Origin of the sequence: Mesorhizobium sp. WSM3859 (assembly GCF_002295065.1) — a bacterium.
In the GTDB taxonomy this organism is placed as follows: Bacteria; Pseudomonadota; Alphaproteobacteria; order Rhizobiales; family Rhizobiaceae; genus Mesorhizobium.
In genome coordinates this window covers 118,270-131,096 of the sequence record NZ_NSGG01000013.1, presented here as the reverse complement: position 1 = coordinate 131,096, position 12,827 = coordinate 118,270, and the positions used below count along the sequence as shown (strand labels likewise).

The 12,827-nt window shown below is 65.2% G+C and carries 9 protein-coding genes; 7 read left to right on the top strand and 2 right to left on the bottom strand.

Annotated elements, in window-relative coordinates; translation table 11 throughout:
- Window positions 1-37: 37 nt before the first annotated feature.
- The 5 genes from CK230_RS24320 (at window position 38) to CK230_RS24300 (ending at window position 8,011) form a co-directional block, all read left to right on the top strand.
- On the top strand, window positions 38-817 hold the full coding sequence (locus tag CK230_RS24320) for a PP2C family serine/threonine-protein phosphatase (protein ID WP_095819672.1): 780 nt from the start codon (window positions 38-40) through the stop codon (window positions 815-817).
- A complete protein-coding gene (locus CK230_RS24315) occupies window positions 814-3,228 on the top strand; it encodes a protein kinase (RefSeq protein WP_095819671.1) in 2,415 nt (804 codons plus the stop codon). Before CK230_RS24320 ends, CK230_RS24315 begins: the two co-directional genes overlap by 4 nt.
- A gap of 95 nt (window positions 3,229-3,323) precedes the next feature.
- Window positions 3,324-3,734, top strand: a complete 411-nt coding sequence (locus CK230_RS24310) for a DUF1036 domain-containing protein (RefSeq protein WP_245430047.1) — start codon at window positions 3,324-3,326, stop codon at window positions 3,732-3,734.
- Window positions 3,731-6,166 carry a M23 family metallopeptidase gene (locus CK230_RS24305; protein ID WP_095819670.1) on the top strand — a complete coding sequence of 812 codons (2,436 nt, stop codon included), beginning with the start codon at window positions 3,731-3,733 and terminating at the stop codon, window positions 6,164-6,166. The genes CK230_RS24310 and CK230_RS24305 overlap by 4 nt, the downstream gene beginning before the upstream one ends.
- Window positions 6,167-6,394: 228 nt before the next feature.
- The gene (locus CK230_RS24300) at window positions 6,395-8,011 is read left to right on the top strand and encodes a caspase family protein (RefSeq protein WP_095819669.1); all 1,617 of its coding nucleotides are present in this window, start codon (window positions 6,395-6,397) and stop codon (window positions 8,009-8,011) included.
- A 148-nt stretch (window positions 8,012-8,159) separates the two neighbouring features.
- On the opposite strand, the gene CK230_RS24295 is transcribed toward CK230_RS24300, so the two are convergent.
- The gene (locus CK230_RS24295) at window positions 8,160-8,696 is read right to left on the bottom strand and encodes an OmpA family protein (RefSeq protein ID WP_176480194.1); all 537 of its coding nucleotides are present in this window, start codon (window positions 8,694-8,696) and stop codon (window positions 8,160-8,162) included.
- Window positions 8,697-8,884: 188 nt separating this feature from the next.
- Here CK230_RS24295 and CK230_RS24290 point away from each other — a divergent pair, with 188 nt between their 5' ends.
- A complete protein-coding gene (locus CK230_RS24290; RefSeq protein ID WP_245430046.1) occupies window positions 8,885-9,445 on the top strand; it encodes a hypothetical protein in 561 nt (186 codons plus the stop codon).
- Between the two features lie 404 nt (window positions 9,446-9,849).
- Here the strand turns inward: CK230_RS24290 and CK230_RS24280 are convergent, their stop codons facing one another.
- Entirely contained in the window at window positions 9,850-12,399 is a 2,550-nt protein-coding gene (locus CK230_RS24280) for a caspase family protein (protein ID WP_095819666.1), read from the bottom strand.
- Window positions 12,400-12,624: 225 nt separating this feature from the next.
- On the opposite strand from CK230_RS24280, the gene CK230_RS33210 reads away from it, so the two are divergent.
- The gene (locus tag CK230_RS33210; protein WP_176480193.1) at window positions 12,625-12,768 is read left to right on the top strand and encodes a hypothetical protein; all 144 of its coding nucleotides are present in this window, start codon (window positions 12,625-12,627) and stop codon (window positions 12,766-12,768) included.
- Window positions 12,769-12,827 lie beyond the last annotated feature (59 nt).

The window sequence follows — 12,827 nt, the reverse complement described above, 5'->3', positions numbered from 1 at the left end:
GGTCACAGAGGACGCTCGCTGAGCGCTTGGTGGCAAATTGAGCACTGTCGCCCTCCCCATCGACAGCTTCGGCGTCAGCCACCAGGGCTGCGTGCGCGACCACAATGAGGACAATTACCTCATCGAACCGCAGACCGGACTATGGGTGGTGGCCGACGGGATGGGCGGGCACGAGGCCGGCGAAGTCGCCTCCGCCAGCATCGTCGATCACCTGGCGATGATCGGCATTGCGAGCTCGGCGCCGGATCTTCGCGCGCGCTTCGAGGACCGGCTCAGCCGCGCCAATGCCGAGATTCGCGGCATATCGCGCTCGCGCGGCATCACCATCGGCTCCACTTTCGCGGCCCTGCTCGCCATGGACGGGCGCTTCGCCTGCCTGTGGGCCGGCGACAGCCGCATCTATCTCGTGCGCAACGGCTCGATCTTCCAGGTTTCGAAGGATCACACCGAGGTGCAGGAACTGCTCGACCGCGGCATGATCAGCGCCGAGGAGGCGCGCACCTGGCCGCGCCGCAACGTGATCACGCACGCGGTCGGCGTCAGCGATGAGCTCGAGATCGATTTCCAGCAGGGCGAACTGATGCCGGGCGACGTTTTCGTTCTGGGCACCGACGGACTGACGGCGCATGTGAGCGATCCCGAAATCGAGGCCGCGGTCAGATCCGCCACGCCGCGGGCGGCATGCCAGACCCTCCTGGATACGGTGCTGGCGCGCGGCGGTACCGACAATGTGACCATCGTGCTCGTGAAGATCGGCGGCGGGCGCAACGGCTCGCCCCATCCGGATCGGTCCGCAGTGGAGGGCCTGGCCAGATGAGCGACGACGACAAGACACGGATCGCGGCGAACGTCGCTTATGCCGGTGTCGGCACGCAGCTCAGCGGCATCTACGAACTCGACGAGCGCATCGCGTCCGGCGGCATGGGCGAAGTCTATCGCGGCCACAACATCCAGACCGGCGACCATGTGGCGATCAAGATCGTGCTGCCCGAATTCGCCCGCGACCAGACGATCCTGTCGCTTTTCCGCAAGGAAGCATCGATCCTCAACCATCTCTCGCATGACGCGGTGGTCCGCTACCACGTGTTCACGATCGATACGGGGATCGGCCGCCCCTATCTCGCGATGGAGTTCGTCGACGGCCAGTCGCTGTTCGACGTCATGCGGCGCGGACCTATGCCGGGGGAAGATGTGCGCCGGCTTTGCCATCGACTCGCCTCGGGCTTGAGCGCCGTGCACCAGGCGGGCGCCGTGCATCGCGACCTTTCGCCCGACAACATCATCCTGCCGGGCGGCCGGGTCGATCGCGCCAAGATCATCGATTTCGGCATCGCGCGCTCGGCGACCGGCGGCGAGACGCTGATCGGCGGAAGGTTCGCCGGCAAATACAATTATGTTTCGCCGGAACAGCTCGGCCTCTATGGCGGCGAGGTCAGCGAGCAATCGGACATCTACAGCCTCGGCCTGGTATTGGCGGCGGCGCTGCGCGGCAAGCCGCTCGACATGAGCGGCTCGCAATATGAGGTCATCGAAAAGCGCCGGACGGTGCCTGACCTGTCGGATATCGATCCCGATTTCCAAGAACTCATCGCCGCCATGCTGCAGCCGGATCCGCGCGACCGGCCTGCCAGCATGGCCGAGATCGCCAGGGCGACGCGGGGCGAGGATCTCGAGGCGACGTTGCCGCCGCCGGTGGCGTTCGGTGCACGCGAACGCTCGGGCCTGCCGCGCGCCGGCTGGACGGCGCTGCCGGATTCCAAGCCCCAGGCGCCGCCTTCCGGCGAGCCGCGTTTCGTCGAGCATGTGCGCCCTGCCTATCTGTCGGAGCCACGGCCCGCGCCGGCTGCCGCCCCGGCCAGCACGTCCGCACCGGCCGCGCCCAAAAAGGCTTCGCGCACGCCCGCCATCGCCGGCGGCGCCGCGGCGATCGCCGTCCTGGCGGCGGCAGGCGTCTATTTCAGCGGCGTGCTGGCGCCCGCGCCGGTTGCGGAAACATCCAAGCCGCTGACGCCGAAGCCGCTCGCCGAAGCCACCAAGCCAGAGGCCGAAGCGCAGCAACCGGGGGCGCCGAAACCGCAGGCGCAGGCGCCGGCCGCGACTCAGCCGGAAGCACCAAAACCCGACAGCGCGAAGCCATCCGCCCAACCTGATGCGGAGGCCAAGAAGCCGGTCGAGCAGCCAGCCACCCAGCCGGAAAGCGAGGCCAAAAGCCAGACGCCTCAGGTCGAGACCAAACCCGTGCATCCTCCGGCGCAACAGTCGCCGACGCCCGCACCAACGGCGGCTGAAAACCAGCCGGCGCCGGAAACAAATAAGCCGGCGGCCAAGCTCAGCGTGAAAGACCTCGTGGACAAGCTTTCCAAGTTGCCCAAGCCGGCGGCTTCCCCGCCCCCGGCTCCGCAAAGCCAGGCATCGACGCAGCCGACTGCTTCGCCGTCGGAGCCGAAGACGCAGACCCCGGCAGCCAGCCAGCCGGAAACACCGACCGCGCCAACCCAGCCGCAACCCCAGACGCCGGCGGCCAAGCAACCGGGCACCGATGTCGCCATCAATGTGCCCAAGCCGGCGCTTCCGTCAGCGGAAGATGACATGGCCAAGTGGAACGACCAGCGCTCCTGGGTGCGCGATTTCAGCGGCGGCAACTGTTTCTACGCGAATGTAACGTCGGGACCCGGCGCCACCCCGACGATCGAGGGGTACGGAACGGCGGTCCAGCCCTTCGAACAATTGCTCAATGGTTTCCAGACCAGGTTCCATATCGAGCCGGACATCAGCGTGCGCCTCATCACGCTCTCCCAATGCGGCGTGCCCACCTTCCTTCGCTTCCTCGACCGGAGCCCGGCCGCGAAGCCGCAGCTTGTCCTCGACAAGACCTCGATACCGGATGGCTCGCCGGTCAGCGGCGCGTTCTATACGGGCAGTGGGCTGATCTCGAACGTCGTGCTGATCGATCATAAGGGCGTCGCTTTCAACCTCGACGACCGCATGGTGGCGCAAACCGACAAGGTCACTTTCAACATTCCGATCGGGCTTGCCGCCGCCGACAAGGCGGCCGGCAAGGCGGTGCCGCAAATCATGCTGGTGATCACCGGACCCAAGGACATCCAGGCCGCCATGTTCTCGAGGCCGACGCCGGCCTCGGAGCTGTTGCCAAAGATCCTCGAGGAGATCGAGGCCAACGGGTCGCAGTTCTCCGCCACGGCCAGCTATTTCCGGCTTGGCGGATAGCATGAACGCCGATGGACCCTCGCACCTTGCGTTCTTTGCAACAGCCCCCGCCACGCAAGCTGAGTAGCCGGCTCCGATTGCCGTTTCCGGACCGCATGACGCTTGCCGTCTTGCTCGGCGCGGCGCTGCTCTCGATGCTTTCGCCCGGCAAGGCGCATGCCGAATTCACCGTCTGCAACCAGACGCTCGACGTCGTCAATCTCGCCGTTGGACAGAAGGTCGACAATGCCGACCAGACGGACGGCTGGTGGACGATCGGCGGCAACCAGTGCGTCAACGTCATCCGCGAGGAACTGACCAACCGCTACATCTACCTCTACGCGACGGACGTCTTCGGCCACGCGATCCTCAACGGATCGACCGAGATGTGCATCGACCGCAGGCGCTTCTCGATCCGCGGCATCGAGGAGTGCTGGCAGCGCGGCCATATCGCGGCGCGCTTCGTCGAGGTCGACACCCTCGAGCAGGTGCGCTGGACCTATTTCCTGACCGGAAACAGCCCGTGACGCACTCGATCGACACGAGTTTCAGGCAGAAGAAACAGGCCCGCCTGGCCGAGCGTCGGCGCAAGCTCTGGCGCCGGGCTCTTGCCGGGCTTGGCGCGCTCGCCATCGTTGCCGTCGCCACCGGATTCTATCTGACGAAGGACTATTGGTCGTTCGGCGACGAGGACGAGGAGTTGCATCCGGTCGAGGGCATGGAAGACGTGCCGCCCGACGCGTCAGTCTATGTGCCGGCGATCATCGATCTCGCCGGCGACCCGATGTGGATCACGCTCGCGCCCGATGCCGACACCGCCACGAAGGGCAAGACCGTCGCGCGTCCGGCCGAGCTCGACAGTTCCGGGGCTTCGCCGCAGATCGAAATCCTGACCGACGTGATGCTGAGCGCCAGCGAAAAATTCATGACGACGATCCCCTCGACGCAGGAGGATTTCGCCTTCTTCCAGGCGCAGCGGCAGGCCGCTCCCAAGCCTTCGGCAACGGCGCCCGACGACCAGCAACCGGCACCGCCGGCCGTGGCGCCGAACGATCAGCAGGCCGATCAACAGGGCGATCTGGAGAACGACCTGCAGGCGGCGCCGGACGAAAGCGACGCCGGCTCGGCGCCCAAGGCCGACGCCGACGATCCCGAGGCCGGCTGGGGCGAGACCATCGATCAGGGAGAAGCGGCGCTTCCCGCTTTCAAGAAAACCGCGATCGAGAACAACACGACTGTTGCGACCGTTACCAGCGAATACCAGCGCTTCGAGGCGACCGAGGACACGTTCGTGAAAATCCTCAACGACCGCAGCCTAGACTCGGTGGCGCTCGACGCGCATTTCTCCGCCGATGACGCTAAGCTCGCCGGCGAGGCGCTGAAGACGCTGTTCAACCGCGACGGGCTGGAGTCCGGCTTCGTCGTCGCGATGCGTGGGTTCCGGCCGAACCGCGAGACGACGGCCATGTCGCTGATGCAGGTCTCCATCTACGCCAGGAACGTCTATGTCGGCACGCTGACGCGCAATGCGGCCGGCGCCTTCGTGTCGGGCGTCGACCCCTGGGTCCGCGAGGACCTGTTCAACTATTCCGGCGCGTCCGACCAGGGCGGGCCGAAGCGGCAGTACCGCCTGCTCGACGCGATCTATTCGACCGCCGCGCGCAACAAGGTGCCGACCAGCGTCATCGGCGAGGCGATCATGTATCTGTCGCGGGGGCAGGACCTCGACGCCTTCGCCAGCGAGGACCAGCGCCTGGTGCTGATCTATTCGCAGACGCCGCGCGGCCAAGGCGAGATCTCCGGACGGGTGCTCTATGTCGGCGTTCAAGGCGCGGACACGAGCCTCGACTGCTTCGTCTTCCAGCAGAGCGACGGCCAGTATGCCTGCGTGACCGGCGACGACCAGGTGCGCTCGCTGACCGTCACCAACGGCATGGTCACGCCGGTCGCCGGGGTGATGACCTCGACCTTCGGCCCGCGCAAGCATCCGATCCTCGGCACGGTCCGGATCCACAAGGGTGTCGACTGGGCGGCGCCGCTCGGCACGCCGGTGATGGCCGCCTTCGACGGCGAGATCTCTTTCCAGGGCGACGGCGGCAGCTATGGCAATCTGGTAAAGATCACGCATGCCAATGGCCGCGAGACGCGTTACGCGCATATGCAGAAATTCGCCATCGCGAGCGGCGTCGGCACCAAGGTGAAGGCCGGCGACGTCATCGGCTATATCGGCACAACGGGGCTTTCGACCGGCCCGCATCTGCATTTCGAGCTCTACCTGAACGGCGAGGCGATCGATCCGTTGGGGACAGTCACCACCGTCGCAACTGCCGTTGCCGTCAGTTCCGGCGGTTCCGGCGATGCCGCCGTCGAAACGCTGACGGACCGGATCGTGCATGTCGAAAGCGGCGGCAGCGCCCGCGCCAAGAACCCGCTTTCCTCGGCGACCGGCGCCGGCCAGTTCATCTCCAAGACCTGGATCCGGATGATGAACACCTATCGGCCCGACCTTGCCCGCTCGCTGTCGACCGCCGATCTGCTCGCGCTTCGCTACGACGCGACGCTGTCGCGCGAAATGGTGCGCAACCTGGCGCGCGAGGGCGAGGCCTATCTGCGCGCGCGCGGCCACCAGATCACCGCCGGCCGGCTCTATCTTTGCCATTTCCTCGGCATGGAAGGCGCGGCCCAGATTCTGGCGGCACCGGGCCCGACGCAACTGAGCGCCGTGCTCGGATCGGCCGTCATCCAGGCCAACCCGTTCCTCACCGGCAAGACCGCGAGCTACGTCGTCGACTGGGCAGAGCGGAAAATGGGACAGAAAGTGCCGCGTGTGGCGACCGGCCAGGGCCAGCCGACGACGACCACGACCGAAGTGCGGCAGACGTCGCCGGAATTCGAGAAATACAAGCAGGCGATCACCGCGCTGATAGGCTCCCTCCAGGAGACGCTGGAGCCCGGTTAGCCGGTTCACCAAACCTCGCATGGCTGGATGGGCCGATTGGTTTTCAGGCGCGCGAATGATATATTCGCGGACATTCACGGAGGAAATTTCAAGTCCCTCGTGAACCAAATCTGTGGCCGAGATCACAGACGCCCAAGAGACGATTTTGGCAGAAGCGACGTTGTCGCTTACGACGTTCAGCATGCGCAGACATCGATAACGCGCCCCAAGGGGCGGAGGGCTGATCCCATGAAAGCGTTCGCCATTCTTTTGGGCGGGTTGATCCTGCTTTTCCACGCCGCGTTCGGCGCCCAGGCCGCTGCGCCCGACAGCAAGCGTGTCGCGCTGGTCATCGGCAACAGCAAATATGTCAATGCGGTCGCTCTCCCCAACCCGGCGAACGACGCCCGCCTCATCGCGTCCACGCTGCGCAACGCCGGCTTCGAGGTGATCGAAGGCGTCGACCAGGACAATGCCGGCATGCACAGCCTGATCAGCAAGTTCACCGAAGAGTCCTACAATGCCGACCTCGCCGTCATCTACTATGCCGGGCACGGCATGCAGGTCGACGGCAAGAACTACCTCATTCCGGTCGATGCCGAGCTGACGGCGCCGGCCTATCTCAAGACCCGCACCGTGCAGATCGACGAGTTCATGGCCGCGCTGCCGGCCGACCCCGCCGTCGGCATCATCATCCTCGATGCCTGCCGCGACAATCCGCTGGCGCGCACGCTGGCCGCGGCGCTGCCGAAGAGCCGCTCGCTCGGCGCCGGGCTGGCGCCGGTCGACGCAAAGGCCGACGGCATGGGCACGGGTGGCGTGCTGATCGCCTATGCGACTGACCCCGGCGCCATCGCCTTCGACGGCAACGGCGTCGACAGCCCCTATTCGCTGGCCCTGGCCAAGCACCTGACCGAGCCGGGCGTCGAGATCCAGAGCGCCTTGACGCGGGTGCGCGGCGAGGTGACGGAAGCCACGCAGGGGAGGCAGCGGCCATGGCACAATGCCTCGCTCGGACGCGAGGTGTTCATCGGCAAGCCCGCGGCAGAAACAGCCTCACCCTCCGCGACGCCGGTGGCAGACGCGGCCAAGGCGTCGGCAGCCCCTGCCCCCGTGGCGAGCGAGCCGCCGTCCTGGGAGGTCGAGCAGCGGCTTTGGGACGAGGCTTCGAAGAAGAACGCCATCCCCTATTACGAGGCCTATCTCGACCAGTTCCCGAACGGCCGTTTCGCGACTGTGGCGAAGCTCAACATCGACCAGCTGAAGGACCCGGCGGCGAGCAAGCAGGTCGCGGCGCTCGGCGCGGACGATGCCAGTGCCAATCCAGGCTCGGCAGTCCGCACCTCGGTCGGCATCACCGACGAGATGAGAAAGACGCAAGGCAGCGAACTGACGGAAAGCGCCATCGGGCTCGACCGCAACGGCCGCATCGACCTGCAATTGCGCATCGAAGCGCTGGGCAACGAGCTCGGCCAGGTCGACGGCAATATCGGTCCGAGGACGCGCCAGGCGATCGGCGTCTGGCAAGGCAAGAACGGGCTGCCGCCAACCACCTATCTGACGCGCGAGCAGCTCACGTTGCTGGTGATCCAGACCGACCCGATGATGGATGCCGTGCGCGCCAGGAACGCCGACGACCAGGCGCGCGCCGCGCCGGCCAAGAAGCAAGTGCAGAAGACCCGCACGCTGAACCCGGTGGCGCAGCAAAAGCCGCGCCGGAAACAGACGCAGGTCGTGCAGCGCTGGCGCAACAGCGAGACCGTGGTTCGCGAGGACGCGCCGCCGCCGAGAGAAAACAACGACTTCCTGACCAAGGCATTGATCTTCGGCAGCGGCGTTGTGATCGGCAACGCGATCAAGAATTGATCGTTGAGCAATTCCAGGAAAAGTGTGAAGCGGTTTTCCGCTTTGGGATTGCGTCGAAACAAACAGAAACAAAAAGGGGAGCCGGTGTTTTGACCGAGCTCCCCTTGACCTGTGTCGCTGTTAACGGGTCGGCTTGCTCGCCACCCGTCTATTCCGTCCTGATGCGCATTTCCACGCGGCGGTTGACCGGATCGTATGGATTGGCGACGCGCGGGTGCGATTTGCCGAGGCCGATCGCTTCGAGCCGCGCCGACTGAACGCCGTTGGCTTCGAGGAAGGCCGCCACCGATTGCGCTCTCCGCTGCGACAGGCCCTGATTGTAGCTGTCCGTGCCGGTCGCATCGGTGTGGCCTTCGACGACGAAGCTGAACGTGCTCAGCCGGTTGTCCTTAAGCGCCTTGGCGAACTCGTCCAGCTCCGCGCGGGCGGTCTGGTCGAGCTGGGCCGAATCCAGGGCGAAGTTGATCATCATGTCGAGTCCGGCCTTCTGGGGCGGCGTAGCGTTCTTCCCGGCCTTGCTCTTGCACTCTTCCTCGGTGCCGACACAGATGCCTCGTGACGCGCCAAGACTACCTTGGCCGGCGAAGAATTTTACGATGTCTTCCGATTTCTGAAGCGGATCGGCGTAAACGTGCGTTGAAAAAAGCACGGCCGCCAATGCCAAGGCTGAGCTGCCCCACCGCATGACCGTCACTCCTGTTTTGACCTGTTTTGAGCGGGTTTTCGCTGGCGCGGACTATATCAAATCCTGAAGCGAATGTCTGTGAACAAGCGCACGTTGCCGATGGCCGGCGCCTGATAAGGTTGAGGCTTGACCGGCGCTTGGCCGCGGGTTTCAGTGCTATTTGTGCCGATGCTCGGGGTGTGGCAGCGATGGCCAATGAACTCGGATACAGAACGGCAAGGGATCTGTTTCTTGCCTGCCCCGCGATCGCCCGGGACATGAAGTCGCCGGCCGCCGCCCAACCTCCGCTGGAATTCTGCCGCACGCTGCTTGCCGGGCGCGTGCCGGAGGAAGCCGTCACGTTCTGCGCCTATCTGCTGCCCGAGCGTGCCGCGGTCTGGTGGGGGCATGAATGCCTGAGTCATCTCGCCGAGCTCCTTGCCGAAAGGGACCTCGAATTGCTGGCGCTCGTCAGCGACTGGGTGGGCGAGCCCGGCAATCCCCGCCATCGGGCGGCGCTGGGCAGCGCTGCCGATCCGTCGCCGGCAACGCCGGCTGCCTGGATCGCCCTGTCGGCGGCGTGGCGTGACCCGGCCTTCGATATGTTGTCGACCGGATTTCCCGCCGCCCACGCCGTCAACGCCGGGATCCTGGCGGGGCTGGCGCGCGTCTCGACCGCCGACCGCTTCGCCGTGCTTTCGGCCTTCGTCGAAATGGGCATCCAGATGGTGGAGATGGAGGCGCAGCGGCAATCGGTCGACGCGTATTAGCAGTCCCCAGAAGTGGGTTTCCCAAGCGAGCGACTGGTGAGCGGTATCATGGCCAAAGCAACGTCGACGGGCTTACTTGCCTTTGATTGCTTACCCACCCCAGCCACCGCCGCCGCCACCGGCGCCCCCGCCTGCGCCTCCGCCTCCCAAAGTAGGAGTGACGACCGGTGGGGTTTCGTTCTGAACAGGCTTGATTAGCTTTTTGGCAGTGACCTTCTGTTGCTTGACAACTTGTGGCGTCGTGGTGCGGACGACCTTCGCCTGAGGTCTCACCGCCACCGGCGTCGGCTCTGGTCCGGGCGGCAACAAGGACGTACAGCCCATGAGCGTCGCCAAAACGGTGAAGACAGTTGTCCCGACGATTGCCTGTTTCAATGCTATGCCCACCATCGCCTCCCTGTTGATCAGAACAAGTCCCGGCGCGGATTGGCTTGTTCCCAGACCGCCCTGGCCGTCTTGACCAGTTGATCGTCCAACGAGCCGCCCGCCGTAATCTTCGATTTGAGTTCTCCGCGCATTTGCTTCAGGGCCGCCGTCTTCACCTTCGCCCCGAATTTCGTCAGCGTCGCCCTTGCGTCCGGAATCTCGTTGCGAAGATCGAGGGCGGCCGCGAACGCAAGATAACGCACGGCCACCGCCTGATTGGCCTTGTCGCCCCTTTGCATCTCCAGCGCCGCGCGATCATAGGCGGCCGACTGATCGCCGCGGTCGGTCGCAAGCTCGAAAAGCCTTTGCGCTTCGGCCAGATCTTGCTGGACGCCGACTCCATCCCGGTACATGCGGGCAAGGCTGCCGGGCGCATAGGGCTGGCCGAGATCCATCGACTTCTGGAACAGCGAGAGCGCGGTCTTAGGGTCCTTCTCGACCCCCGTGCCGGCGAGATAATTGCGGCCGAGCAGGTTCATCGAATACATATCCTGCCGCTCCACGCCAGCTTTGAGGAAAGCCACGGCGCGGGCCGGATCGGCCGGCACACCATTGCGACCCTCGGTGAAGATCGCCGCAAGATCGTTCATCGCGTAGGTATGGCCCATCGCCGCCGCCTTGAGCAGCAGGTCAAGCCCCTTGCCGGTATCGCGGTCTACACCGTAGCCGTTGAACAAAGCGCGGCCCCATGAGGTCATGCCATAAGGATCGCCCTTGTCGGACGCTGCCGCATAGAAAGTGTTGGCCTGCTTGCGGTTGGCGGGCATACCCGTCCCGGTTGCGTTGAGGTAGCCAAGCTCGAACACAGCGCGGACATGTCCCTGGTCGGCAGCCTTCTGGATCGCCTTCTTCGCCTCCTCGACCTTGCCGGCGGCGAGCAGCGCCCGCCCGAGCTCGTAGTGGAAGCGCGCGACATCGGGATAGGCCTTCACGGCCGCCCGACAGGCCTCCACCGCGTCGGCGCCGATCTCGTTCGGCAGCAGGCCGGGGACGACGCCCTGAAGGTCCAAAGGTTCGCCTGCCTGCGTGTCGCACGGATCGACGCTGGGCGACAGCTTCATGGTCGCCGGCTTCGCTGACGTGTTGGCGGCACTGATCTCGAAGCCGACGATCAATGGTTTGGCAGCACCTATCTGCGGTTCGTAGCGCAGCTGGTCGACTTCATCGGCCATCAGGCTCGATTGAGGCGACAGGGTCCTGTCCGGGAGGGACAGCGTCCCGGTTGCCGGATAGCTCGCGAGCTTCAAGCTGACGCCTGGATCCTTCGCTGGGAAATCCAGCTTCAGCGGCACGGGGCCGACACCGACGGCCACCTGGACATCGCGGTTCTCGATCGCCTCGGCGGCGCCGGCTATGTGAATGCCGCGCTCCACCACCTGCTGCTTCTGCTCGGACTCCAGCGAGGCCACGAGCTGCTTGCCCGCGGCAGCGTCGCCGTTCTTGACCCGGAACACCAATATGCCCTGCGACCCGCCGCCCCATTCGTCATGCGTGGCATAGGCCAGCATGTCGACCTGATCCTCGGCGTCGGCGCCCTTCGGCACATCCATCTGGAGCCGGGGCAGGTCCTTGCCCTCTATCGGCTGGCCTGTCGCGACCGGCTTGCCGTCCAGGATCAGGCGCCCCATCGCCGGCGGCCTTTCGATGCTGATGGTGACCGCGCCGCCGTCGACATCGACCGGCACCGGCAGGTCGAGCGCGACCGGTCCGACGCCCGACGGCACGGTTTTTTCCAGCACTGGCGGCAAAGCCGGCCGGTTGGCGCGGCGCATCAGCACCACCTCGTCGATCAGCGAGGAGTTTTCCCACGGAACCTGCGCCCCCTTGGTGGCCTCGACCACATCGCGGCGCACGGCCGCCATCACCGAGCGTATTTCCTGGTTCGGCGCCAGCGCGCGCCGGGAGAAGGCGGATGAGAAGGGGCTGAGCTCGCCGGACCCGTCATAGGCAACGGCGCCCGGTTCGGTGGCGAAGGCGATCAGCGTGTTAAGCGAGCTTTTCACCTGGGCGAGGCCGGTGCCGCCGGCCGCGATCAACTGGTCGCGCAGCCAGTAGTCCTTGCGCGGGAATGGGTTGTTGCGGCAGGCGTCGAGGATGATCACCTGGATCTTCGATTTGGCGCGCAATTGCTGCAGGACATCGTCGAGCTTGACCGCCTGGACCTCGATGTCGGCCGCACCTTTGAGCGACGCATCGACCGGGATCAGAAAATTCTCGCCACCGATCTGAAAGCCGTGGCCCGAATAATAGACGACCGCCAGATCGGCGCCGTCCGCTGCCGCCAGATAATTGCGGAATTCCTTCTCAAACTGGAGCTTGGTGAGGTCCTTGGCGACGAACACATCGAATCCGGCCACCCGGAACGTGTTCGACACATCCTCGGCATCCTTGTCGGGATTTTTGAGCGCCGGGATTTGGCGGTATTCGGAATTGCCGATGACAAGGGCAACTCTTCGATCGGCCCGCGCCTGCGCCGTCGTGAGGCCCACGACGATCAAGGCTGCAATCAGCGCGCAGCGTCGCAGCATGGCAAAATCCCCAACCGCTATAACCTGTCGGCCACAAGAATTCAGCTTGCGACGCGGAGGTCTGTTAAAGAGTTCACAATCCGATAAGGCGGGATGGAACCCTTGCACTAACGACAGGATGCATGCGTATCGTCCAATCCAATTGAGATTACCGCAGTGGCTTCGACACCGCAATGACGGAGCGGATTCGATCGCGATGATCGTCATCGGCGACCTCGGCTCGATATGGGGCCGCTGCTCGGCGCCGCCGTGCTGATGCTGGCCGACGAAGGCATGCGGGAATTGTCCGACTACCGCAACATCGGCCTTGGGCTGCTGCTGGCGGTCTTCGTCATTGCGTGGCCGAACGGGCTGAACGGCTGGCTGTAGAGGAGCCGGGCCAGCCGCGGTTGAGCAGCCGTTTCACCCAGCGCTGCTTTCTGCTTAAA